This window comes from Chryseobacterium sp. PTM-20240506 (assembly GCF_048296755.1).
Taxonomy (GTDB): domain Bacteria; phylum Bacteroidota; class Bacteroidia; order Flavobacteriales; family Weeksellaceae; genus Chryseobacterium; species Chryseobacterium proteolyticum.
This window is the reverse complement of the sequence record NZ_CP182581.1, coordinates 547,764-573,755: the sequence shown is the minus strand read 5'-3', so window position 1 is coordinate 573,755 and position 25,992 is coordinate 547,764. Positions and strand designations below refer to the sequence as shown.

21 protein-coding genes are annotated in these 25,992 nt (G+C 36.2%); 9 read left to right on the top strand and 12 right to left on the bottom strand.

Annotation, left to right across the window (positions count from 1 at the left end):
• Positions 1-174 precede the first annotated feature (174 nt).
• Positions 175-642, top strand: a complete 468-nt coding sequence (locus ACNFU2_RS02290) for a hypothetical protein (RefSeq protein ID WP_172283278.1) — start codon at positions 175-177, stop codon at positions 640-642.
• A 7-nt stretch (positions 643-649) separates the two neighbouring features.
• Positions 650-1,504 carry a nucleoside phosphorylase gene (locus tag ACNFU2_RS02285; RefSeq protein WP_172283279.1) on the top strand — a complete coding sequence of 285 codons (855 nt, stop codon included), beginning with the start codon at positions 650-652 and terminating at the stop codon, positions 1,502-1,504.
• 43 nt (positions 1,505-1,547) lie between these two features.
• On the opposite strand, the gene ACNFU2_RS02280 is transcribed toward ACNFU2_RS02285, so the two are convergent.
• On the bottom strand, positions 1,548-2,390 hold the full coding sequence (locus ACNFU2_RS02280) for a hypothetical protein (protein ID WP_273647820.1): 843 nt from the start codon (positions 2,388-2,390) through the stop codon (positions 1,548-1,550).
• Positions 2,391-2,422: 32 nt separating this feature from the next.
• Positions 2,423-2,986, bottom strand: coding sequence for a DNA-3-methyladenine glycosylase I (locus tag ACNFU2_RS02275; RefSeq protein ID WP_273647819.1), 564 nt, complete (start codon positions 2,984-2,986; stop codon positions 2,423-2,425).
• A 140-nt stretch (positions 2,987-3,126) separates the two neighbouring features.
• Here ACNFU2_RS02275 and ACNFU2_RS02270 point away from each other — a divergent pair, with 140 nt between their 5' ends.
• The 3 genes from ACNFU2_RS02270 to ACNFU2_RS02260 all read left to right on the top strand — a co-directional run bounded on the left by ACNFU2_RS02270 (position 3,127) and on the right by ACNFU2_RS02260 (position 5,309).
• Positions 3,127-3,426 (top strand): hypothetical protein, encoded by a 300-nt coding sequence (locus ACNFU2_RS02270; RefSeq protein ID WP_172283282.1) that lies wholly within the window; start codon positions 3,127-3,129, stop codon positions 3,424-3,426.
• Between the two features lie 120 nt (positions 3,427-3,546).
• Positions 3,547-4,359 carry an enoyl-ACP reductase FabI gene (locus tag ACNFU2_RS02265; RefSeq protein ID WP_172283283.1) on the top strand — a complete coding sequence of 271 codons (813 nt, stop codon included), beginning with the start codon at positions 3,547-3,549 and terminating at the stop codon, positions 4,357-4,359.
• 215 nt (positions 4,360-4,574) lie between these two features.
• Positions 4,575-5,309, top strand: coding sequence for a hypothetical protein (locus tag ACNFU2_RS02260; RefSeq protein ID WP_306612026.1), 735 nt, complete (start codon positions 4,575-4,577; stop codon positions 5,307-5,309).
• An 88-nt stretch (positions 5,310-5,397) separates the two neighbouring features.
• On the opposite strand, the gene ACNFU2_RS02255 is transcribed toward ACNFU2_RS02260, so the two are convergent.
• From ACNFU2_RS02255 to ACNFU2_RS02230, 6 genes are read right to left on the bottom strand one after another with little or no spacing between them, the layout of a single operon-like run.
• On the bottom strand, positions 5,398-6,837 hold the full coding sequence (locus ACNFU2_RS02255) for a glycoside hydrolase family 30 protein (protein ID WP_172283285.1): 1,440 nt from the start codon (positions 6,835-6,837) through the stop codon (positions 5,398-5,400).
• Positions 6,838-6,880: 43 nt separating this feature from the next.
• Positions 6,881-7,690, bottom strand: coding sequence for a glycoside hydrolase family 16 protein (locus tag ACNFU2_RS02250; protein ID WP_273647816.1), 810 nt, complete (start codon positions 7,688-7,690; stop codon positions 6,881-6,883).
• 45 nt (positions 7,691-7,735) lie between these two features.
• Positions 7,736-9,958, bottom strand: a complete 2,223-nt coding sequence (bglX, locus tag ACNFU2_RS02245) for a beta-glucosidase BglX (protein WP_273647815.1) — start codon at positions 9,956-9,958, stop codon at positions 7,736-7,738.
• A 3-nt stretch (positions 9,959-9,961) separates the two neighbouring features.
• Positions 9,962-11,392, bottom strand: a complete 1,431-nt coding sequence (locus ACNFU2_RS02240) for a glycoside hydrolase family 30 protein (protein ID WP_273647814.1) — start codon at positions 11,390-11,392, stop codon at positions 9,962-9,964.
• A 4-nt stretch (positions 11,393-11,396) separates the two neighbouring features.
• Complete coding sequence (locus ACNFU2_RS02235) at positions 11,397-12,950, bottom strand: RagB/SusD family nutrient uptake outer membrane protein (protein WP_273647813.1); 1,554 nt, start codon at positions 12,948-12,950, stop codon at positions 11,397-11,399.
• Positions 12,951-12,961: 11 nt separating this feature from the next.
• Entirely contained in the window at positions 12,962-15,871 is a 2,910-nt protein-coding gene (locus ACNFU2_RS02230) for a SusC/RagA family TonB-linked outer membrane protein (RefSeq protein ID WP_273647812.1), read from the bottom strand.
• A gap of 177 nt (positions 15,872-16,048) precedes the next feature.
• Here ACNFU2_RS02230 and ACNFU2_RS02225 point away from each other — a divergent pair, with 177 nt between their 5' ends.
• The 4 genes from ACNFU2_RS02225 to ACNFU2_RS02210 all read left to right on the top strand — a co-directional run bounded on the left by ACNFU2_RS02225 (position 16,049) and on the right by ACNFU2_RS02210 (position 21,496).
• Positions 16,049-17,239: an MFS transporter gene (locus ACNFU2_RS02225; protein WP_273647811.1), complete on the top strand. Its 1,191-nt coding sequence runs from the start codon at positions 16,049-16,051 to the stop codon at positions 17,237-17,239.
• Positions 17,240-17,261: 22 nt separating this feature from the next.
• Positions 17,262-18,053, top strand: a complete 792-nt coding sequence (locus tag ACNFU2_RS02220) for an NUDIX hydrolase (protein ID WP_172283297.1) — start codon at positions 17,262-17,264, stop codon at positions 18,051-18,053.
• A gap of 159 nt (positions 18,054-18,212) precedes the next feature.
• Positions 18,213-19,391, top strand: a complete 1,179-nt coding sequence (locus tag ACNFU2_RS02215) for an acyl-CoA dehydrogenase family protein (RefSeq protein WP_273647810.1) — start codon at positions 18,213-18,215, stop codon at positions 19,389-19,391.
• Positions 19,392-19,552: 161 nt separating this feature from the next.
• Positions 19,553-21,496 carry a T9SS type A sorting domain-containing protein gene (locus ACNFU2_RS02210; RefSeq protein ID WP_418123528.1) on the top strand — a complete coding sequence of 648 codons (1,944 nt, stop codon included), beginning with the start codon at positions 19,553-19,555 and terminating at the stop codon, positions 21,494-21,496.
• 110 nt (positions 21,497-21,606) lie between these two features.
• Here the strand turns inward: ACNFU2_RS02210 and ACNFU2_RS02205 are convergent, their stop codons facing one another.
• The 4 genes from ACNFU2_RS02205 to rsmG all read right to left on the bottom strand — a co-directional run bounded on the left by ACNFU2_RS02205 (position 21,607) and on the right by rsmG (position 25,941).
• Positions 21,607-24,306, bottom strand: a complete 2,700-nt coding sequence (locus ACNFU2_RS02205; RefSeq protein ID WP_273647808.1) for a PD-(D/E)XK nuclease family protein — start codon at positions 24,304-24,306, stop codon at positions 21,607-21,609.
• On the bottom strand, positions 24,303-24,839 hold the full coding sequence (locus ACNFU2_RS02200; protein WP_273647807.1) for a DUF922 domain-containing protein: 537 nt from the start codon (positions 24,837-24,839) through the stop codon (positions 24,303-24,305). The genes ACNFU2_RS02205 and ACNFU2_RS02200 overlap by 4 nt, the downstream gene beginning before the upstream one ends.
• Positions 24,839-25,243: a hypothetical protein gene (locus ACNFU2_RS02195; RefSeq protein WP_418123525.1), complete on the bottom strand. Its 405-nt coding sequence runs from the start codon at positions 25,241-25,243 to the stop codon at positions 24,839-24,841. The genes ACNFU2_RS02200 and ACNFU2_RS02195 overlap by 1 nt, the downstream gene beginning before the upstream one ends.
• A 62-nt stretch (positions 25,244-25,305) precedes the next feature.
• Positions 25,306-25,941 (bottom strand): 16S rRNA (guanine(527)-N(7))-methyltransferase RsmG, encoded by a 636-nt coding sequence (gene rsmG / locus ACNFU2_RS02190; RefSeq protein WP_273647805.1) that lies wholly within the window; start codon positions 25,939-25,941, stop codon positions 25,306-25,308.
• Positions 25,942-25,992 lie beyond the last annotated feature (51 nt).

The window sequence follows — 25,992 nt, the reverse complement described above, 5'->3', positions numbered from 1 at the left end:
GGATTAAATAATGTTTATATTTTAATTCATGAATTTTTATTAATTTTAAACCCCGAAACCAAATTCATTATACTGAAAAGCCGGATATACTGCCTGTTCTTTTTAAAATATGATGTGAGATTAATGGGATGAGGATTTTATATATTTACAACTAATCAAAAACGAAATATCATTATGAAAACAAAATTACTACTGGCTTTTGTAGCAAGTCTTTTCTCATTTGGGATTTTTGCCCAGAAATTAGGTCAGGAAATGGCAGTATATGCAGAAAAAAAGGGTAATGATTATTACCTGATCCGTCTGGTACAGGATCAGGCCGTACCTAAAGTTTACGTTTACTCCAACGGCGAGACCAAACCTTATAAAACTTATACCGAATTAAAAGATGTTGTAATGGATTTTCCGGGAATGATGTCTTCGAATAATTCAACTAAAGAAGAGCTGGTTTCTGTTTTGAAAAAAGATAATCATTTTTATGAAATTACCTCCCAGAGAAAAGATCCTAAAAACTTTGAAAAAACAACAGTAACCGTTTACGAAGTTTTCAATGGCCAGAAAAGGATCGTAGAAGAGTACGGTTCTATTTATGAGCTTGTAAGTTCTCCTTATAAAGATGCCATTTTCATTGACATAAAAAAATAAACATAATATGCTAAATAAACTTGCAGCTTCCGAGCTGGTACTAAATGATGACGGAAGTGTTTACCACTTAAACCTTTTACCTGAAGATATTGCGGATAAAATTATCCTGGTTGGTGATCCTGACAGGGTTCCGAAAGTATCTCAGTATTTTGATAAAGTAGAGATTAAAAAGAATAAACGGGAATTCTATACCCATACAGGAATTTTACGCGGTGAAAGAATTTCAGTAATGTCCACCGGAATCGGTACGGAGAATATCGATATTGTAATGAATGAGCTGGATGCCCTGGTTAATATCGACCTTAAAAATAAGGAAATTAAAACTGAACATAAGGCGCTTGAACTTTTCCGTATGGGAACATGCGGTAGCGTGAATCCAGATGTACAGGTGGACAATATGCTGGTAACCCAAAATGTTGTAGGTTTGGATGGTCTTATGCACTTTTATAAGGATTACCATTTTGAAAATGATTTTTCAAAGAACTTTATCGAAAAGTTCCCTTATGAGAAAATTAAGCCAATGCTTTATTTTGCTGACTGGGCTGAAGATATTGCTGAATACTACAAAGATGCCAGATATCATGGAAATACCGCCACATTCCCTGGATTCTATGCTCCACAGGGCAGACAACTTCGTCTGAAATCCCTGGATGATAAATTCCTGGAGACATTGAACGAACTTGGCATTACTAATTTCGAAATGGAAACTTCGGCAATTTATGCATTTTCAAAGCTATTGGGACACAAAGCAATTACCGTAAATAATGTAATAGCCAACAGAAGACGTGGGGAATTTTCCTCTGATCACCATGCATCGGAAAAGAACCTTATTGAATGGGTATTGGAGAGAATAATCAAATAATAAGAAAAAAACAAAAGGATTTCAAAATTGAAATCCTTTTGTTTTATGGACAATTCTTTTCATATTCATTGATGATCTTCACAAACATTTTAATATCATATTCGGATCTTTTTCGTGTAACATAATTGAATCTATCTTTTTTATCAAGACTTTTAGATTCATCAATCGCTTTTTGGTAATTGTCTTTAATGTCCTGCTTCATTTTTTTCCTAAAATCCCTGTCCTGTAATTTTATATAAAGATTATCCAGATACTTTACAAATTCAGGGCAATCCCCACCGGCATATTTAAAAGCATTAATTAATTTTTCATCGAGGCTTCCCAGGTTAAACAATGAAACTTCATCCACATCAACAGGCATTACGGCAAAATCTGATTTGTCATTTTTAATATACATAATCGTGCCTGCGTACATGCATCCCATACCATTGCCACAAACTGTATATTCATACCCGTAAATATCTATTTTACCATCGTAAAGAATGGGAAGGATGGCTGTATAATTTTTATCTTTCACATCATTATCCTTACTCACTTTTTTAATGCTCAGCTTTTCATAACCTATAACTTCATCATCATACTTATCTACTACCTTTATTTTTTGAATATCATGATACCCTATTTTCTTGATCTCCGACGCTTCAGAAGTTTTGTATTCAAATAATTGTTCATTCTCAAAAACAGATTTATTTTTATTTTGTGCTACAATCCCCATAAAGGATTCAGCTTTGGGGAAATAAATATCTCTTAACAAAATATTTTCGGTAGAACCATCAGTTTTAGTGATTTCAACCGGAATAAAAGGCCTCTTTTCAAGTGACTTCTTGGATTGCCCGAACATTAAATTTGCGCAGATCAGACCTGCCATAAGTAAAATTCTATTCATCGTTTTTAGTTTTATATAATTTTGTTGTTGTATCAGGATTGCAACCTCAGAAAACAGTTCTCGATGTGATCATTTACCATACCGGTCGCCTGCATATGGGCGTATACTACCGTTGATCCCATAAATTTAAAACCTCTTTTCTTGAGGTCTTTGGATAAAATATCGGAAATTTCAGTAGTGGCTGGAACATCTTCCAAGCTTTTGGGCTTATTGTCAATAGGTTCACCACCAACAAAACCCCAGATATATTCGGAAAAAGTTCCAAATTCATTCCGGACTTCCATAAACTTCTGTGCATTGTTGACGGTTGCTAAAATTTTCAGCCTGTTTCTTATAATGCCGGAATTCTGCATAAGCTCCTCAATTTTTTTATCCTGGTATTTTGCAATCTTTTTATAATCAAAGCCATCAAAAGCCTTCGTAAAATGTTCTCTTTTGCTTAAAATAGTATACCAGCTTAATCCTGCCTGGAAACTTTCAAGAATCAGAAATTCAAAAATCTTTTGATCATCATAAACAGGATTCCCCCATTCTTCATCATGATATTTCCTGTACAGATCATCTTTTTCACACCATCCACAACGTATTTTTTCCATATTTCAAGATTGTATTTATCCCTTTAAAGATAAAACGGATTTAGAAAACTATAACAAAAGATTATGAAAATTTTAACAACAGAGCCGGATTTTAGGAATGGTTATTGTTTTACTATAAACAACACTAAATAATAAATGTTATGAACAATTCGGATTACAACAAAGCAGAGGATGCAGTAAATAAAACAGAAAACTCTTTAAAAAATGCAGCGACCGATGCGAAATGGAAAATTAATGATTTAGCAGACAAAGCTAGGGATTATATCAATGAAAAAAGAAACAATGACGAAGAAGCTAGTCAGGAAGATTGGCTTGACAGGGTAAAAGCTAATATTTCTGACACTTGGGAAGACATCAAGGATAAGGCAGATGAAGCCTGGGAAAAAACCAAGGATGCGGCTGAAGATGTAAAAGCGGAATGGAATAAAAAAACCAATTAAAATTTCAGTCATATAAATATTTTCAAAAAAACGGAACCTTTTTATAAGGCTCCGTTTTTTTATTATGTTCTAAACACAAATTATCGCTACATTTGTAATATTAATAAACATTAAAAAATTATGTCATACGGTTTACTTAAAGGCAAAAAGGGAATTATTTTTGGGGCCCTTAATGAACAATCGATCGCATGGAAAGTTGCTGAAAGATGCCATGAAGAAGGAGCTGAATTTATTTTATCTAATGCTCCTATTGCTTTGAGAATGGGAGAACTTAACGGTTTAGCTGAAAAAACAGGCTCAGAGGTTATCGGAGCAGATGCTACTTCTGTTGAAGATCTTGAAAAACTTTTTGATGCTGCGATCGCAAAATTCGGAAAAATAGATTTCATCCTTCACTCCATAGGAATGTCCGTAAATGTAAGAAAAGGAAAACATTATACAGAAATGAACTACGACTGGTTGGAAAAAGGATGGGATATCTCCGCTGTTTCTTTCCATAAAGTAATGCGTGTGGCATGGGAAAAAGACTGTATGAATGAATGGGGAAGCATCCTGGCACTTACTTATATTGCTGCTCAGAGAACATTCCCTGATTATAATGATATGTCTGATAACAAAGCTTATCTTGAAAGTATCGCGAGAACATTCGGAAACTATTGGGGGGAAAGAAAAGTTCGTGTAAATACGGTTTCCCAGTCTCCTACTCCTACCACTGCCGGAAGTGGAGTAAAAGGTTTCGGAGGTTTCCTTGGATATGCAGAAGACATGTCTCCACTTGGAAACGCTACGGCACTTGAATGTGCAGATTACTGTGTTACACTTTTCTCTGATCTTACCAAAAAAGTAACAATGCAGAATCTGTTCCATGACGGTGGGTTCAGTAGTTCGGGTGTTACTCAGAAAGTAATTAGTAAGTATGACGTTGAGAAATAATCAACTTTCTTAATAAAAAATTAAACAGGCTGTCTTTTCAAGACAGCCTGTTTTTTATTTGCTAGCTTACTATTAATATAGCTTTACCTAAATCGGCTTATTTTACAAAAAATGACACATAGAACGTTTTGATTATATGTCAAACATAATATATTTAATTCGTATTTTTTCTCTTATAATTGAATTAATTTAACTTTGCCAAAAAGCAACAAATTATGAAGAAGTTAAAAATACTTATTTTTATAAGCATTATGCCATTTGCGTACTCGCAAACTGGACAGGTAGGAATTAACACAACAGCCCCAACTGCTACTCTTGATGTGAATGGAAACACAAGAATCAGGAACGTAGACAGTATTGCATCCGCTCCGAAATATATCTTAACATCAGATGATAATGGGATTGTTCAAAAAGTGAATGTTGAGAAATTATCGGACAGCAATCCTGAAGTGATCAGAAGAAAAATCTATGCGGTACTTTCCAAAAACTCATCGCAGTTTCTTACTACAAAAGGGACTGACTACAACTTAACATATGATGGTGTGGTAAGCGGCATTAATACGGATCACCTGTCCTTTAATAGCCAAAAAGACAGAATTAATTTACCCCCCAATAAAACATTTAAAATAACCGGATACATTGGAATTAAAGGAAGTACCACTGGTAATAGCAATACTACTCCCGGTTATATCACATCTCTGTTTTCAGCCGGTGGTGACGCTGAAGCAATCGTAACAACCCAGGGATATACGGAATCGTCTACAGAAACCTTTGATGATGGAGGTGTTACTCCTCCTATTATCATCGTAACAACAGGCTCCACTGGCAACGCGTATGTTGAACTCAAGGTACGTTATGGAGGAAGTAATGCCGGAAACTCAGGATATTATGTTTCAGGAGCATCTACAAGAACATCTGTAGGAACCTATGTTTTACTGGAGGAATTGTAAAAATCATTTTTATTTTTTAATAAAAAACAAGGTAGGCTGTCTAAAAAAGACAGCCTACTTTAATAAAAAAATATTAATATGAAGTGTATTATAGAATTACTGTTTGTATGGAATGCGCCGGCGCAGGAAGTTTGGCAGCCATTCCTTCGATCCAGAGGCTCGCATTGATATCACTATCTGTATTATTCATAATAACGGTAACCAACTGGCCGTTCTCATTCATGAATGAGGTAGAAATCAACCCTGATGTATTGGTAGAGCTTCCAATTCTTTGCGCATTGGGTTTAATATACTTTGAAACATGCCCTACATAATAATATTCGTAGGTATAATGTACTTCTCCTGACTGGGTATCTGCAATAATCGGTGCAAAACATAAATTTCCTACATGATTCGGCCCTCCTGTTTCGTCAAGCAAAACATTCCAGTCCGTCCATAATGAAGTACCTCTGTTAAAGTCATTGATCATATTTTTTCCGTACAATTCACCAAGACTTACATCATTGATCCTTGACATATTGAAAACTTCCTTACATCCTTCTGTAAAAGCCAGGAACTTATCCGGAAATGCCCTGTGTGTTTCCCCAACATTATCAAACAACTGGGTCTTATTGTGCCAGGTCTCATACCAATGATATGCAATTCCTGAAGCATATTTTGAAGTCTCAGGATCACTTAAAGTTGTTGTGGCTCTTTGAAAGATCAGATCTCTGTTATGATCCCAGATCATTACTTTTTTATCTTTAAATCCGTTTTTCCATAGAGTGGGTCCCAGGTTATTCTTCAGGAAAGCGGCCTCTTCTTCAGCAGTGTACAAACAAGATTCCCAGGTTTGCTTAGCCATGGCTTCATTTTGTACAGTTAATCCCCAGATTTTGATTCCTCTTTTTTCATATTCCCTGATGAACTTTATATAATAATCCGCCCAGGTCTGATAATACTGGTTCTCAAGCCGGCCTCCATTCAGCATATTTTTATTCGATTTCATCCATGCCGGTGGGCTCCATGGTGAAAAATACAATTTGAATTGATTCCCTATCGCCTTTTGAGCTTCCTGGATCATCGGTATTTTATATTTTTCATCATGAGCAACGGAGAATGATTTTAATGAGGTGTCATTATCTTCTACATACGTGTACGAATCACTTGAAAAATCACATGAATTCATATTGGTACGCACTACAGTGTAGCCTAATCCATTCTTACCATAATAGGCTTCTATGATTTCTTTCTGCTTATCCTTCGGGAGTTTATAAAACGTCTCTGCAGCTGCATCTGTTATTGCACCTCCGATTCCGATCAGTTTCTGATATTTAAAATCCGGGTCTACAAAAACACAGGCTTCATTTTCTTTAGGCTGATCAAATTTTGCAAACTGCACCATTCCCTTATCTACCATCTTTTCGTCAGTTTTGGAATTCGTCAGTATAACCCTGGCCGATTTTCCGGCATTCTTCTTCCAGTAATTCTGTGCGTTGACATGACTGGCTATCCCTGCAATAAGACAGCTTACAATTAGTTTTTTCATTATTATTACTTCCTGTTTTTACGGAGCTGTGCAACTCCCTTCATTATTTATTCTTATAAACCCGTACATAATCTATATAGTACTTCTGAGGAAAAATAGAGTCATCAATTCCTTCTTTCCCACCCCAGAATCCACCTATAGCCAGATTCAAAATGATATAATATGGCCGGTTAAAGGGCCAGGCTTCGTTTGTTTTTTCCTCGTTCTCGTACGTGAAAAATTTTTTATCGTCAATATAAACCTCTATTTTTTCCGGCGTCCAGTCTGCTTTATACACATGGTAGCGTTCACTGGCATCATTAACAATCAAAGTATCTGTTTTCTGAGTTCCCTTGATATGATTGTATTTTTTCGTGTGCACTGATGCATGGATGTATCCGGGATTGAATCCCACATGTTCCATAATATCAAGTTCTCCATCATCCGGCCACTTCTTCATATTCTCACTCATCATCCATATGGCAGGCCACGTTCCTCTTCCTTTGGGTAATTTAGCCCTTACTTCAATTGTTCCATATTGAAAAGAGAACTTCCCTTTGGTTAAAAGTCGTGCAGATGTGTATTTATTTTTATCCCATGCTTCTTTTCTTGCTTCGATCACCAGATTCCCATTTTCCATTCTTGCATTTTCAGGACGGTCTTTTGTATAATACTGAGCTTCCTCATTTCCAAAACCACCTCCGCCTACATCATAATTCCATTTTGATGAATCAGGTAATCCCTTTCCATTAAATTCATCACTCCAGATCAGCTTCCTGCCGGAATCTGTTTTATATGAAGCACAATCTAACACTGAAAACAGCAGCATCCCTCCAACCCATACATGTAAACTATTTCGAAAAAAAAATTTCATATGCGTTAATATAAAGCGGGCTACTACCCGCATTAGTAATCCTGGCTATTTAATCCAATTAATTTTCTTTGTCTGAACTTCCTCAGAGTTTGTTCCTACCATAATTTCAAATTCACCCCCTTCCCAATCAAAATTCAACTTGTCGTCATAGAATTTTAAATTTTCAGATGACAGTGTAAAACTCACAGTTTTCGTTTCTCCTTTTTTCAGGAATATTTTTTGAAATCCTTTTAACTCTTTTACCGGTCTTACCACTTTTCCGAATAAGTCTCTAATATAAAGCTGCACGACTTCTTCACCGTCATAATTTCCATTATTGGAAACATTAACTTTAATTTGTAAAGATTGATTTCCTCTAAGATTTTCAGAACTTAATGTCATATCGGAATATTTGAATTTTGTGTAACTCAATCCATATCCAAAAGGAAATTTAGGGTCATTATCAAGATCAATATATGCTGAAACATAACTCCTTTCTTTATTGGTTTTTGCCGGTCTTCCGGTATTATAATGGTTATAATACACAGGGATCTGACCTTCAGTTCTGGGAAAAGTCATCGGAAGCTTTCCACCCGGATTTACAGAACCAAAAAGGACATCCGCAATTGAATTTCCTGCTTCAGTACCAAGCCACCATGTGTATAAAATTGTTGGAATATGGTCCGCTGCCCAATCAAAAACCAAAGGTCTTCCTGCATTAATCATTAATACAACTGGTTTTCCTGTTTTTGCAATTTCCTTCAATAATTCTTCCTGAACTCCAGAAAAGTGAATATTGCTTCTACTCTTCGCCTCTCCACTCATAGCGTGCCCTTCACCCAAGGTCATAATAACCACATCCGCTTTTTTTGCCGTCTCTATTGCTTCAGCAAACATAGAGCGATCCTGATCGTCAACATTACATCCTTTGGCATACAATAATGTGGAACCTTTATCCAGTTGATTTTTAATTCCATCAAACTGGCTCACAATTCTTTGATTGTCATCTTTGAATGCTACAGACCAGAAACCATGATTCACAACAGTTTCTTTCCCGAAAGGACCTATCAAAGCTACAGTTTTTGTAGATTTTGAAAGTGGCAGAACGCTATTCTGATTTTTTAAAAGGACGATACTTTTTGAACCGAACTCTCTCCCAAACTTCCTGTTCTCAAGATTATCTGTTTGTTCTTTTTGTCTTTTCTCATCACTAAAACGGTAAGGATCATCAAATAATCCCATTTCGAATTTTTTAATTAAAATTCTTCTGGCCGCATCATCAATAAATTTCGGATCTACTTTTCCGTCTTTTACAAGTTTAGGAAGTTCAGCCATATAAACACGGCTTTCCATATCCATATCACTTCCTGCGATAATAGCCTTTTCAGCAGCTTCCGCTTTATCCTTTGTATATCCGTGGTTCACCATTTCACCAATGCTGCCCCAATCTGAAACCACAAAGCCTTTATAGTTCCACGCCCCTTTTAACAGGTCTCTGAGGATGTATTGGTTTGCCGTCGCAGGAATTCCATTAATGTCATTAAATGAATTCATAAACGTAGCAACTCCGGCCTCTGCTGCTGCTTTAAAAGGGGGTAAATAAGTTTCATTCAATTGTCTGGGGCTCATGTCCACAGAATTATAATCTCTGCCACCCACTGCAGCACCATAGGCTGCAAAATGTTTGGCACAGGCCATTATAGCATCAAGGTTTCCTAAACCTTTCCCCTGAAATCCTTTGATTCTTGCCAGGCCAATTAAAGTACCGAGATATGTATCCTCACCCGAGCCTTCCATGACCCTTCCCCATCTCGGATCTCTGGCAATATCGACCATCGGTGCAAAAGTCCAGTGGATGCCATATGCTGAAGCTTCCGTTGCTGCAATTCTTTCAGACTTTTCAATTAATCCTAAATCCCAGCTCGCAGCTTGTCCGATATTCACAGGGAATGTAGTTCTATATCCATGGATCACATCCTGGCCAAATAATAATGGAATTTTCAACCTTGATTCCAATGCCAATTTCTGAAAAGCTCTTGTTTCTTCTACACCAGCTACATTGAGCATGGAACCTACCTTACCTTTTTTTATTTCTTCAAGAACAGTTGCCGAATTGGAATTCTGAGGTCCTGTTGCATAAGCAAAACCACTATATTGAACCAATTGTCCTACTTTTTCTTCTAATGTCATTTTAGACAAAAGCTCAGAAACTTTCTGGTCGATTGTTTTTTGTCCGTATGTATTGAGGCCGAAAGTGGCAAATGCCAGTAAGAAATAAACTCTTTTCATAATTTAGAAAATATAGGTTGCAACAGCGTTTCCGGGTAAACTTACCTGAGCTGTTTTTTGATTAAATTTAAGAGAGAAGGTCTCTTCTGTTTTATTATTATTTTGTACGATCAAAACTGTTCTTCCTTCAGGTGTTCTGAATGCTACAGTCGACAGATTATCGGTTTGAGATGAAGCTATCCTTTGCGAGTTTGCCGGAATGAACTTAGAAGCGTGAGCAATAATGTAATACGAAACATTTCTCGTGAAATTTTCTTTATCGGAAACTGTAATGGCTCCTTTACATTCCGTACAGCCCCCTTCAGTGTGCGGCTTATACTGCGGATCATTAGCAAGGTTCCATTCCAGAGCTATTTTACTCCAGTTTCTCATAGAACCGATGATCACATTCTTGGTATGCCAATTCAGATCTTCATTAAAGTTGCTCCTGGAGCCTGTCCACTGCTCTGTAAAATAAAGGTTTTTATCAGGATAAGCATTATGGACAGTACTTAACGCAGAAATATCGCCTTCATAAAGATGGAATGCAGAACCATCCACATATTGATAAGCTTCAGGATCACTCAGTATGTTGGTTGCGTATTCAGGTTTATTACAATTGTGGTCGTACACAACAATCTTAGTTGTAATGCCTTTAGATTTAAAAGCAGGTCCCAAATGATTTTTAATAAAATCTTTCTGCTGATCAGAGGTCATATATAAACTCGGATTGTTTCCCGGGTGTAAGGGTTCATTCTGAGGAGTAATGGCATCAATTGTAATCCCTTCTTTTTTCATTCCCTGAATGTATTTTACAAAGTAATCAGCATATACCTTATAGTACTCAGGCTTTAAACTTCCCCCTTTTGACTTTCCGTTATCTTTCATCCAGACAGGTGCAGACCAGGGTGCCGAAATAAACTTAATTTTAGGATTAATTGCTAAAATCTCCTTTAGCATAGCAATCAGATCTTTGTCCTTTGCAAGGCTGAAATGTTGTAATGATGAATCTTTTTGTCCTTCCGGTAAATCGTCATAGGAGAAAACTTCACTGTCAAGATCTGAAGCTCCGACACTCAATCTTATATAAGAGACTGAAATGGACTGATCCTTTTTACCAAAAAGTTCATATAATAATACTTTTCTTTTAGTTTCTGAAAGCCTGTTGATTACTTCCACACTTCCTCCTGTCAGCGTATATCCGAAACCGTCAATATATTGAAACTTCTGCTGGTCATCAATTTCAATATTCTGACTGCTACCCGGATTGTTTGTAAAACCAATTGAAGGTTGCTGTTGTAATTTTATACTCTCATCTCCTTTCGTAAGCCATATCTGAACTTCGTTTCTTGTACTTACCGAATGTGACTTGCATGCTGATAAAGATAAAAGTACCACACCACAAAGTGGTGTGATACTTCTAAAAAAGAAACTATATAAACTGTGAAACTTCATGTTTTTAGTAGCCAGGGTTTTGTTTTAATGCTGTATTTACTAGTTCATTAAAAGGAATTGGCAAAATTTCATTTTTACCTGCAGTAAAGCCTCTTGCTCCCAATTTTGCCGGAGCATCCCCCCATCTTACCAGGTCAAACCATCTGTGTCCTTCACCTGCTAGCTCTCTCCTTCTTTCGTCTTTAATAGCCTGCATAGAAACCGGAACTGAAGGCAATCCTACTCTATCCCTTACAGCATCTAGTAGGGCCTGAGCTCTTGCTCCGGAACCTCCTAAAGCTTCTGCTTCCATAAGATAAGTATCTGCTAATCTGATGGCCATATAATTTTGACGGAAGTTCAATTCTGTAGCTCCCGGCTCCGTGGATTTATCAGCATTTGTAGGTAAAAATTTCTGTAAGAAATATCCTGTATCCTTGAATCCTGGCGTATAGGTAATCTTACCGTCTTGCTTTAATTGTTTTGCATTAAAGATGGTCGCATTTAAACGAGGATCTCCCTGCATGAAATTAAACAGATCGTCGGTTGCAGGATTGAATCCCCATCCTTTATAGATGTCCGGTGCATCATTTGCAGGTTGTCCTGGTGCCGGAGCCACCTTTCCGTAAGATATTATTGCTACCATCTGGTTGACTGTATTTCCTTCATCCTTTCCACTTCCCCAAAATGCCCAGTCTGCATTACTCTTATTGGTATGCATTACTTCTAATATAGACTCTGATGTGAATTTATTGTTCACCACCCACAGATCGGCAAAATTAGCAACCAATTTATATCCATACTGGCTCGTTCCTCCTGGAGTTCCGTTTACCATTGCAAACTGGGTAGCCGCTTCAGAATTCTTTTTATCATATAAATAAATCTTGCCTAATATAGCACGAGCAGATCCTTGTGTGATTCTTCCAAGTTCACTTTTGTTTGTTGATGCAATGGATACCGGCAGATCATTAATAGCGGAAAGAATATCGGATTCTATCTGGGTATACACATCTTCAGGTTTTGCCTGAGGAATATTATAGTAATCATCGTCATATTTAATCGGTTTTAAAATCAATGGAATATTTTTGAATATCCTCAATAATTCAAAATAATACAATGACCTTAGGACTTTTGCTTCTGCAATGAAACGCTTTCTTTTCTGTTCGTCCATATTTGAATTCGGAATCCTTTCAAACAATAGATTCGCTTTCGCAATCCCCTGATAAAAATCTTTCCAATAACTAGGAGGCATAATAATAGGATTGATCGTATAATTAGAAAACCCCTGTATTCCTGCACCATCCGTGGAACTTCCCCCTCCGGAATAGAAATCATCAGATGCTCCGTTGAAGAAAGTAACCTCATTTTCAAATCCACCAGAGTATTTTCTCAACATATCATACACAGCCACAAGACCACTGAATGACTCAGCTTCGTTTCTAAAATAATTATCGGGTTCAAATGTCCCTGAGTTCTGTACATCCTCTAGGTTGCTGTTATTACAAGAAACAGCTCCAAAGCCTATTCCTGCTAATAATAAGACAGATAAACTCTTATATATAAATCTTTTATTTTTCATTTTTCTTTTAATTAAAATTGTACACTAGCTCCGAAAAGGAAAGTTCTTGCCTGTGGATAATACGCCCGGTCGATTCCGAATGTATCTCCTCCTGCTATTTCAGGATCAAATCCCGTATACTTAGTGAAAGTAACAAGGTTTTCTGCCGTAACGTAGAATCTTACTTTACTTGCTCCAATTGTTTCAGAAAGATTTTTTGGAAGTGTATATCCTACCTGTACCAGTTTCAAACGTAAATAATCACCTTTTTGCAAATAATAATCAGACATTCTTGTATAGTTTTGATTAGGATCATCTTTAGTCACTCTTGCAATGGTGTTGGAAGTTCCTTCTCCTGTCCAACGATCAAGAATGGTTGTTTGATAATTGGCTTCCTGGATATCCAGTCTTCTCAATCCCTGGAATATTTTGTTCCCTGCTTGTCCCTGAGCAAATATCATCAGATCGAAGTTTTTGTAGTTCATATTCAGGGTAAGTCCAAACGTATATTTTGGAACAGAATTCCCAAGGTTTACATAGTCATTCTCATCAATTTTTCCATCACCATTAGCATCCAGTCGCTTGAAATCTCCTGGCTTTGCGTTAGCCTGAATCACACCTCCAGAAGCATTTCTGTACGCGTCAATTTCTGCCTGGTTTTGGAAAATACCTAAGTTCTGATATCCATAAAATGATCCGTAAGAGGAACCAACCTGTAGTCTGGAAACAGCTCCCATTGATTGGTATGAAGCAAAGTTTACATAAGGTTTATCTCCTTCAAGCCTTGTAATTTCATTTTTCAGATAAGCAAAATTTCCGTTTGCTGAAAATCCAAAATCACCCCAGTTCTTTTTATATCCAAGACTTACTTCCACCCCGTCATTATTCATATCCCCGATATTTCTCCAAGGGTTGTTGATCAGACCAAGGTAACCCGGAAGATCGATTTTTCTCAAAATATCCGTACTTTTCTTTCTGTACACATCTACTGATAAATCAAAGTTCTTAAAGATTTTTAAATCCGCAGCGATGTTTAGCTGAGATGTCCTTTCCCATTTCAGATTAGGGTTCTCTAATGTACTTGGCGCATATCCAATATGGATTACATCATCTCCGAAGGTATAATTACTTCCAGGAATCAGGAAGTTGGCATATTGGAAATCATCAATGGCATCATTTCCTAAGACTCCATATCCCCCTCTTAGCTTAAAGCTGTTAATAACATTATTTTCCGGCCAGAATTCTTCATTGGATACATTCCATCCCAAAGACATTGCCGGGAAGTTCCCCCAGTGATAAGCTCTTGCGAATTTTGATGATCCGTCTCTACGAATTGTTCCGGTGAAAAGGTATCTGTTTGCATAGTCGTAAACCACTCTCGCAAAATAGGATGTTTTATGGGTTTCTTTCCCGTCCCAAGCGTTGGTAGATCTGTCGGACTGAGGAATTTCAAAATTAAAAGAAGCTTCCTGCCAGTTATTCGTAGGTAAGTTTTTATAAGTAGTGTTTTGACCTGAAGAAATATTATACTCATAATATCCTTGTCCCAACAATACATTTAAGCTGTGCTGTCCAAATTTATTTTGATAGGTAACCGTATTCTCTGTACTCCATTCAAATTTTTTCTGTGTTTCTCTGAATAAGCTGTTAAAGTCATTCTTAACTGCAGAACTTAAATAAGATACCGGCGTAAATGCCTGATTCCCCCAATAGGAAAGCTTCCCATTTACGCTTGATTTAAAGCTCAGGTGCTTGCTTAACTTCAAATCCGCAAATACATTGGCAACCAAATCATCCGTCCAGTTATACCTTCCTAACTGAGTTTGCTGGAAAGCCAATGGGTTGGACATCTCTTTACTTACATAGTGAGAGATTCCATATGGATTTCCGTTAGGATCGTTGATGTGATTTGGGTTATTAATGTAGTCACTAGGAAAAGGCTGATTAGCCACTCCGTTTGTTACTACTACAGGAGTTGTTGGATCGAGGTTGATCGCGGAACTCAAAGGTCCACCAAACTCTCCATTCGCATTGATTCCCTGTGATTTAGTATGTGTATAGGCAAAAGTTTGTCCAACCGTTAAGAAATCAAATACTTTATGCGTGGAATTAATTCTTCCGTTAATCCTTTTGTAATTAGAGATATCCCGCAATACAATACCCTGTTGGTCATAATAACCAAATGAAGTATAAAAAGTAGATTTATCGCTTCCTCCACTGATGCTGAATTCATGGGAAGAACGTTGAGCAGAATTAAAAATTTGTTTTTGCCAATCTGTTCCATTTCCCAAAGCTGAAGGATTTGCAAATTCAGGTGCTCTTCCATCATTCATATTAGCTTCGTTCATGATCATCCCATACTGTGTAGCATTAAGGAGATCCAGTTTTTTTGCAGCACTTCCTACTCCAAAGAAACCATTATAAGAAAGGTTTAATCTTCCTTTAGCTCCCTTCTTAGTAGTAATCAGGACAACCCCTTTCGCTGCAGAAACCCCGTAGATTGCAGCCGAAGCACCATCTTTCAGGATTTCCATTCCCTCAATATCGGACTGATTTAACCAGGCAATGTTATCCACTACGATGCCATCTACAACCCACAAGGGATCGTTACTTCCCGCACCAAAACTGGTAATACCACGGACCCTGATTGTAGCAGGAGAACCCGGTTGCCCGGAATTTGAAATTACGGAAACACCCGCTGCCCTACCTTGCAGAACCTGCTCTGGTCTTCCCATAGGAACGTCATCAATATCGGAAGCTTTGATGCTCGATATTGCTCCGGTCACATTACTCTTCTTTTGAGTACCATAACCAATCATTACCACTTCCTCAATTTTCTGTTCTTTCGGAAGAGTATCATTGGCTGTTTTCTGGGCACTGAAATTAGCTGTAAAATATAGTACAGCAACTACTCCCAAACCTCTTGATATTCTAATATTCATATACAGTTAGTTTTTTAATTCTCATTTTGAGACAATAAAAATATATTTTTTTTTAAATAGTTAACATTATATTAATAAATATTTTAATATTTCTTTTATTTTTGGGGGTTCAAAGCCCTTTTTTTTGATTAAAATTTCATAAAAACTCATAAAAATTTAATAAAATTAATCCCCAAAATGACGAGCAAGCTTCACAATATTTCACTTCCGTTAAAACTTACCTTCCTCATTTTCTCTATGGTCTTAAACTGCATGGGTATTGTTATCTTGCAACTTTCCGAAGCCAAAATCACTTATGAAAAATTGGGACTTTTAGAATCTTTCAAAGATTTACCAATTGCCTTTTTTTCTCTTTTTGCCGTCAATTTTATAAGCAGAATCGGGACAAAAAAAGCTTTGATCTTTGCTCTGATTATTGTAGGAATCTGTTCATCAATTCTCCCCTTCGTAAAAGTATTCTGGTTTTATAAGCTTTGGTTTGCTATTATAGGGACATGCTTTGCCATAGGGAAGATTTGTGTTTTCGGAATTATCAGAAATAATATTTCCGATGAAAAATCCCTTACCAAAACCATGAGTAATGTAGAAGCATCATTCATGATCGGGATCTTTGTGGTCAATACGGGGTTTGGGTGGCTGATCTCCAGTCAATATTCGGAATACTGGAAGTTTGGGTTTATCGGAATTTCCTTCCTCTCCTTTGTTACCATTATTTTGTTTTCAAGATTGGAGATCGCTGAACCGGAAAAGAATTTTGAAAATAAAACCTTTCTTTCCGACCTGTCAGGATTTATAACTCCTTCTATTGTTGTATTTCTGGTTGTTGTCTTTTCCATTGTATTTGTTGAGCAAAGCTTTAATTCCTGGTTACCTTCATTTTATAAAAACCATTTGAAGGTCAATTCGTTCTTTGCCCTTCAGGCATCTTCCTTTTTAGCTCTTTTCTCTTATGTAGGAAGAACAATCACCGCGAACGTTATCCATCGTTTTCATCTTTCAAAATATTATATCTTCTGCTTACTGTTTATTATTTTCGTGTTAGCAGGTATTTTAGGAATACAATACCTTGATTCTGAAGATTCAAAGGTCATTTTATTTTTATTTCCTGTTATAGGATTGTTTCTTTCTCCTCTCTATCCGGTTCTTAATTCCAAAATGATTGTTCAGGTGGATAAAGAAAAAACGAATCTTTTTACTTCATTAATCGTTATTTTTTCGTCTTTGGGAAGTTCAGTAAGTTCTATCGTTATATCACTACTCTTTGAAAATCAATTACTAACGTACTATCCACTATACATTTTATTTATTGTAACTGTCCTTTTTTCAATAAGTTTGATTTATTTTAAACTTATTAAAAAAACATATTGAAAATAATTTTATTTTTACTCCCATGGAAATCAAGGATTCAAAAAATAAAGAAACGCTTAAGGAGCTTATTGATACTAAAGACTTTGTAGCCCACATTTCAGTGGACTGTACCATATTTGGTTTTCACAATAATATCCTGAAAGTTCTGCTCTTAAAATATCATGATTTAGATCTCTGGTCACTTCCCGGCGGATTTGTGTTTAATGATGAAGATCTGAGAGAGGCTGCTCAACGTGTACTTTACGAAAGAACCCACCTGAAGGACATTTTCCTGAAACAGTTCCATACCTTTGGAAGGATAGACCGTACGGAAAACAATGTCCACCAGATCCTGCTTAAAAATAAAGGCATAGAAGTACCAAGAAATCACTGGATATTTCAAAGGTTCATCACTGTAGGATATTGCAGTCTTATTGACTTTTCCCTTGCCAATACTTTTCCGGACGCTTTTAATGAAACCTGTGAATGGTTTGAAGTGAACAACCTGCCTAAAATGGCATTTGATCATGATAAAATTATTGAAACAGGATTGGAATACCTTCGAATGAATATCAATACCGAGGTGGCTGCCAGCAATTTATTACCGTTGAAATTTACCATGAAGGACTTGCAGTCATTGTACGAAACCATTTTAGGCCAGAAATTCAGAAGGAATAATTTTCAGCGTAAAATATTAAGCCTAAATATTCTTGAAAGACTGGAAAAACTATATGATGGCTCTGCCAACAAAGCGCCTTATCTCTATAAATTTAAGAATAAAATCCATAATTCCGCCAACCACTATCCTATTTCCAACGAAGAGGAAGAGGAATAATTCAACGTTCTTATTTAAAGCTTAGATTATCGTCATCCTAAAAAGTTGGCGTAATTCTATATGTCCTGCAGGTACATTAAAAAAATAGGCTGAAATAAAGCAAGCAAAAAAAATTTTTCTGAAATCGCGAAAAATGCTATTTTTAGGAAAATTTAAAAAATGTCATATTATCCTCTTACAAGTATTCCTGACTATTACGGAATTGATGCCTTACTTACCGAAGAACACAAGCTAATCCGCCAATCTATAAGGGATTGGGTAGAAAGCTTTGTAATGCCTCAGATAGATCATGCTGCTCAAAATCATACAGATTTACCTGGTTTAATGAAAGAATTAGGGAAAATAGGTGCGCTTGGTCCATACATTCCGGTAGAATACGGTGGTTCCGGATTAGATCAGATCTCTTATGGTCTTATCATGCAGGAATTGGAAAGAGGAGATTCAGCAGTTCGTTCTGCCGCTTCTGTACAAAGTTCTTTGGTGATGTTTCCTATTAATGAATTTGGTTCTGAGGAACAGAAAAGAAAATACCTTCCTCAGCTGGCATCCGGAGACATGATCGGATCTTTTGGATTAACGGAGCCTAACCATGGATCAGATCCCGGCTCTATGGAAACCTATTTTAAAGATATGGGAGATCATTATCTTCTGAATGGTGCGAAAATGTGGATCACAAACTCTCCTTTATGCGATATTGCGGTAGTTTGGGCTAAAAATGAAGAAGGAAAAATTCAGGGATTAATCGTTGAAAGAGGAATGGAAGGATTTACGACTCCTGAAACACATAATAAGTGGAGTTTGAGAGCTTCTAAAACCGGAGAATTGGTATTCAATAATGTAAAGGTTCCAAAAGAAAACCTTCTTCCTGGAGTAACGGGATTAAAGGGACCTCTTTCTTGCCTTAACTCGGCAAGATACGGGATTTCCTGGGGAGTAATCGGGGCAGCAATTGACTGCTACTGTACTGCTGTTCAGTATTCTAAAGAGAGAAAACAATTTGGCAATCCAATCGGATCTTATCAGCTACAACAGAAAAAATTAGCTGAATTTTTGACAGAAATTACAAAAGCACAATTGCTTTGTTTACAGTTAGGAAATCTTAAAAACGATCACAAAGCAAGTCCTGCACAGATTTCAATGGCTAAAAGAAATAACGTAAAAATGGCTATAGATATCGCCAGAGAATCCCGTCAGATTTTAGGAGGAATGGGAATCATGGGGGAATTCCCAATGATGAGACACGCTGCAAACCTTGAATCGGTAATTACTTATGAGGGAACCCACGATGTTCACCTGTTAATTACCGGAATGGATATTACTGGTATTAATGCTTTCTAAGTATAAAATAATAGAGATGTATAAAGCGTCCGGTCAGCTGACCGGACGCTTTTATTTTGTAATAATTGCAATACTACTATTCAATGAATAATTATTGATATCTCAACAAGGTGAATTTAATTTTTAAAAATTCTATATTAACCTAACCAAAAATTGTCATTATGAAAAAAATTACTCTTTTATTGCTTGGACTTGCTGCTCCATTTTACTTTTCTCAGCAGGCAGGAGACGTAGCCAGTTTTGAACAAAAGCTGGATTTAACTCCCCAGGGAGTTATCAATTTTATCGCCAATAACCTTGGAGAACAAAATGCTCCTGATTTTGTAAGTTATCTTAATGGATTTAACGTGGGTTTGAAAGCGTACAAAATTACTTACTACACTAAAAATGAAAACAATACACTGGTAAAAGCAACCGGTCTGGTTATGTACCCTAACGTTAACTACAAACTGTCTACCGTTGTTTCCGACCATGGAACAACAGACAGCAGAAATAATGTTCCTTCTAATTTAAGGGGTGTATTATACGCAGGATTTGTTGTTGAATTATCCTATGTACTGAATGGATATATCCTTATGGCTCCGGACTATGTGGGAATGGGAAGTGGTGATGGCGTTCATCCTTATGTCCATTACCCTACTGAAGCCAGCGCAACTATCGATTTTGTAACAGCTGCCAATAAAGTATTAGCACAGTTAGGGATAAAGCGTTATGATGAATATTTTCTGACAGGATATTCCCAGGGAGCACACGCTGCAATGTCTACTTTAAAAAAGCTGAACGATTCGAATCCCACTCAATTGAAATTCAAGTATGCCTACATGGGTGACGGGCCGTATGATTTTTCAGGAGTTACACTGCAAAAAGGGGTTTTAGAAAAAGATGTCTATCCATTTACTTCTTTCCTGGCCAACGTAGTAAATACCTGTAACAACATAGGATATAAAACATATAACACCAGTATTTCAGAGGTTATCTCCGCGGAATATATGGATAAGTATAATTATCATGTCCTGCAGGATAATGGAGGGTTAGTATGGGGACCTCTCATCTGGAGAAAACTTTTCATAAATAATTTTGTGAATGACGTTACTAATAACAACAATAATAAACTCAGACTTTGTTTAAAATCAAATGATGTTTATGACTGGTATAACAAAACGCCTATGACTTTAGGGCACTCAAGTGTAGATCTTGCGATCCCACCTGAAAATACATCAAAAACGATTGATGTACAAAGAGGCTATTACTCATGGTGGGATCTGGATAAATATAAGCTTCAGTCTTTTTACTGGGGCCCTCTGGGACATGTTGGAGGAATAGTTCCATTTGTTCTGGCATCTAATGCAAAATTTAATACCCTCAGGAGCGGTGGGCTTTTTAATGAATGGGCGAAAATCACTTCAAAGTCCGCTGATTCACAACCAAAGCTAAATCCTCTTTATTCGTCACAGATACAACCTAATTCAGGATCTATGGAAGTGATTGAAATAAAAGATTTTAACAAAGATAATTCTCAAGGAAACTCATTAACTCATCAGAATTTAGGCACTTTACAAGATGGTGTATATCTACTAAAAGTATCTCAAAACGATGAAAATAAATGGATCTCGTATATCAAAAATGCCCCAACTCCTATTAACGAAAAGGATATTGTAAATTCCGAAAACAATAATATAATCAGTTTAAAGATCAATCCTGATGAGTTGATGGCTATTAATATATTTGATGAGAATAGAAGCCTTGTTAAAACAATTCCTCAAAAAGAATATACAAGAGAAGGCGGAATTAACACAAATACCTTAGAATCAAAAAATTACACATTTGAAGTCTTAACAGAATTCTATGGTCTTCAGTTCAATAAGAGCATCACCGGAAATAATGTAGAAAACAGTACTGATATATTCTCTCAAAATAATCAGATTAAAGTCCGCGCCAAAAATGGCCTGAAAAACATTCATATTTATTCAATTTCAGGAACATTAATACAAAATGTGGATCTTACTGCCTCCAGCTTTGAATCCAAATCTTTGGAGCCGGGAGTGTATGTAACGCAGGTAACCCTATCTAATGGAAAAACTATTCACAAGAAAATAAAATTATAACATTACTTTCTTCATTTCAAATTATATTGATTCCAAAGCTGCCTTATATTACATATATAACGCAGCTTTTTTTATAGGAAGAACTCTGTGAACATCAGCATTCATTCAGCTTAATTAGTAAATGATTTGATATTTTCTTTAAAACTAACCTCAGGGTTAAGAATTTCAAGAATAAGACTACGTACCGATTTCATAGCTTCATCAATACCACCTTTTTCAAATTGCAGGGAAACAACCCCTTTTTTTGCCTCTGCGAAACTCCAGATCCCGGTTTCAACAGGAAAACCCCAGAATTCAGGAAGACTTTGAATTACATACTGATAAATACACAACTGAAGAGCCTGTTTTCTGTCGCTGTTATGAAAATAGGCATCTACATTATCAGCATCAATTTTTACGATCAGATTTTTAATTTTTGCGGTCTTGTAATCGATAATCCTTACAGTTCCGTTGAGGCGGTCTATGCGGTCTATAAATCCAAAGAAAGAAACTTTATCTTTTGTGATGTCGTCCAGATAAAAATCCACATTCTCAAACCTTCTTTCGATGGCAATAATTTCCAGTTTGTTTCCTGACTTTACAAGATCCAGATCGTAAGTAAGAATGCTTTCAATTACTTTTTTTGCAATTGCTTTATGGATAAAATTCATTCCCTTTTCATAGAATTCCGGCTGGTGTTTAAGCTTTTCAATTGCTATATCGATATATTGATCTATTGCTTTAATTGATTCTTTTAAATCATTTTCTTTTAATATCTTACCTTTAAGTACTTCATATATTTCTTGAAGTGAATAATGAACCAGATTTCCGTAATTTTTAACAGACAATTCTTCTTCGATTTCATCAGTTTCCGATGTATTTAAAATCTTTGATAAATAAAAATCGATAGGATTATAAAGGTAACTCGTCAAATGGGAAGCAGATACTTTTTCTTTCCATTTTTCAAGTCTTTCCAGAACAATATCCGTTTTATTGATTTCAATAGGCTGAGAGGAAATGGGTTCGGAGGAATTTTCTATAATCAGGTGCTCGATATTGTGTGAGCTTTCCATTTCAATCTGGGTAATAAAACGGCTTTTTTCACCACTATTAACGCCTGAACTTAAAGCATTGAATAAAAGATGTACATTCTGAGCATCCTGAATCAGCCTGTAAAAATGGTAGGCATAAATACTATCATTTTCCAAAAAGGTGTGAAGATCAAAGAACTTCCTTATATCAAAAGGAATATAAGTATTCTGCGAATTTCCTAATGGCAGCTTTCCTTCATTTACAGATAGCAGAATCACGTTCTCAAAATTTAAAAGCCTGGTTTCCAGCAATCCCATGATCTGCAATCCTCTTAAAGGCTCTCCCTGAAAGTCGATACTCTCGGAATTAATATGCTGATTAATAAGTATTTCAAGCGTTTCCATCTTAATCTCAAAATCATAAGGGGTCACCTGATTTTTAATGATCCTGAATGCATTTTCAAAATGGGAAACATTTTCATATTGGATATCATCTATTTCCAACCATTTAATCTTCTTACAAAAATCAATAAGCATGTCAAGGTATCGTCCTGTTGAATCTGCCTTTTGAAGTAAATGAAAATAAGAGAGTCCGCTTAAAAGTTCCCGTAATAGCTTCTGGGATATATAAACGATATTTCTCTCTTCTATCCTTGCTTTAAAATGGTTGATAATCTGTTCATCCTCAGGTGATTTCGGGAGCTCTTCGAGGATGGGAAACAAATCCCTGTAATAATATGAGGATTTATTTTTTTCCAATTGTTTCTGGAGATAGAAAAGCTGTTTGACAGCATTGGAAAAAGAGAGATTCTTCAGAGGAAACCCCATGGTAATATTCAGATGGTCAATACCATGCATAACATCCAGACTTGCCGGAAGCAGATTTTCATCCAGCAGCACCAATGCAGTATTCGAATAGGTTTTGTTCTCAATTTCACTGAATATTTCAGGCAGTATTTTTGTTTGAGTTACATTACCGGATACTTCATAAACTTTGATGTTTTTAGGTTGGTTAAAATCATCTTCGATCCACTGAAAAGCCCTGCTGTCATTAAACTCCTTCCACAACTTATGATTTCTCAGAAACTTTCCGGCTTCTTGTCTTTCATCATCGAAATAGTAATGATCCGCCTGGAAAAAGCACTGTCCTTTATCCCATTGGAGCAAACTTCTCACCAGCTTTTCTTCCACAGGAGTGAAAGCATTAAACCCACAGAATACAAACTGCTGGTCGGTCGCCTTGGCGAAATCGTTTATTTTAGCTTTAGCTGTTTCATGGATCATTCCTGAAGTAGCCCAATTCCTTTCCTGTAATTTCTTTTTTAAAACAGGAAGAAAAATATTCATATTCCTCCAGAAATTAAGGAACTTTTTCCTTGGAACATCATCATCTTCTCCTAAATTCTGAGCCCATTCCTTGATCCTCTCTTCATCAAACATATACTGGAGTACTACTTCATCACTATCCGAAAATTTCAAAATATCATCCCAGTCTTTTTGTAAAGTAGGAAACCACTTCAGAAAGTCAGAGAAATTATCATTGGGAATCAGGTTAAGACTTTTATAGACATCAAACGCAAAAAGCCACAGGGCAATCCCCTGAATGGGTTGCTTATCCGCAATACGGTCAATAAGTTCCTCTATCGTATAAAAGTTGGGCAGAAATCCTGAATAATTATTTTCCTCAAGGATCTGACGGATAAAAACAATGGGCCTTTTTCCGGGAATAACAATATTAAATACGGATAAATCTGTATTTTGGGCTAAGAGTTCGTGAATGATTTTATTGAGAAATTTCAAGACTTTTTATAGCTATTTAATTGGTCTAACTGTTCCGTTATACTGGTATTATATTCAGCTTGCTTTTCCTTATTCATTCCATTTTGTGTTTCTTTGTCATAGGCAATCTGGAAATCTCTGTATTCATGCAACACCCTGTCATAAATAGCTTTGAATTTTTTCTGGTAATCACCTGCGGTTTTAATGTTTTCCATTACTTCTTTCCGAAGCTTTCTGGCATATAGTTCAGCAATATCAAAATGCTTTTGCTCGTGGAGTAACACATAATCATTGATCCTTTTTACATCTTTCCACGACTTATCTTTATTGAAAATAGTTAGAACTTCAATTTTCACAGGAGATGCAGGGTTGGAGGAAGTGACAACGGAATATTCCCAACCACAATGGGTATAGGCAACTACATCTTTATTGCTTTTTCTGCTCACCGGACTTTTAAAATCATCCCAGGTAAGCTTCTGATCTTCTTTCCAGATAATTTTCTGACCGAATATCTGAACGGATACCAAAAGACAAATAAAGATGGTCCACTTCATTATTTCACTACGATGGTTTTGGTGATCCAGCTGTTCGTTGCCTGCCAGAATTTAAAGGTATAAGTTCCGGTCTGCTGAGGATTGAAATTGATCTGATTCATACCCTGATGGGTAGATTGTGAACATTGAGCATCAGTTCGGAATTTATAAGCAGTAACCGTTCTGGTTAAATTATCACTGTGAATGTAATCATAGCCATAGAAGCCTTCACATTGTGACACATAAGAAGAATAAGTTTTTATATGCTGAATATCAAAAACGTTCATCGTGTCTTTAGAAATTTTTACACTATCAATTTTTACCTTATCAATAGATTGTATGGATTCATAATCATCATCATGACAGGAAGCAACAACTATCCCTAAAATTATTGCAGAAAACCCAATATTTAAAAGTCTTTTCATAACACAATATTTTTCGATTATTAATAAATATTTAGCAAAAATTATTCCTTTGTTAACGAAAATTAAGAATTAAAATTTCCTTTCGATAAATAAACTACTTTTTTGGTATCAAAAAACTCTTCTTTAAAATAAGTATTAAGATTATAAATTTCACACTTCAAACCGGCGAGTTCTTCAGCGAGATCTCCTCCTTTCAGATATAGCACCCCATTATGCTTTGCATTAAATTGTTCTTTTTCAAATTTACCTTTCAACCATCTTAGGAATTCAGGCATTTGAGTAACCGCCCGGCTTACTACAAAGTGAAATTTTTCTTTTAATTTCTCAGCTCTACCATGGATTGCAGTAACATTAGTAAGTCCTACTCCTTCTGCAACAGCATTTACAACACTGATCTTCTTACCGATGGAATCTATGAGTGTAAATTGAGAATCCGGAAATAAAATAGCTAAAGGAATTCCGGGAAAACCACCTCCCGTTCCAATATCAAGAACCCGGGTTCCGGGAGAAAACTCCATTACTTTAGCAATCCCTAATGAATGCAGGATATGCTTTTCATATAAAGATTCCATATCTTTTCTGGAAATCACATTGATTTTTTCATTCCACTCATTATAGAGACTTTCCAATTGAGTAAATTGTTGTATCTGATTTTCTGTGAGATCCGGAAAATATTTTAATAGTAACGATATAGACATAAGAATTATTATAATTTGCAAAAATAAGTTTATTTCACGTTGTATTCAAAT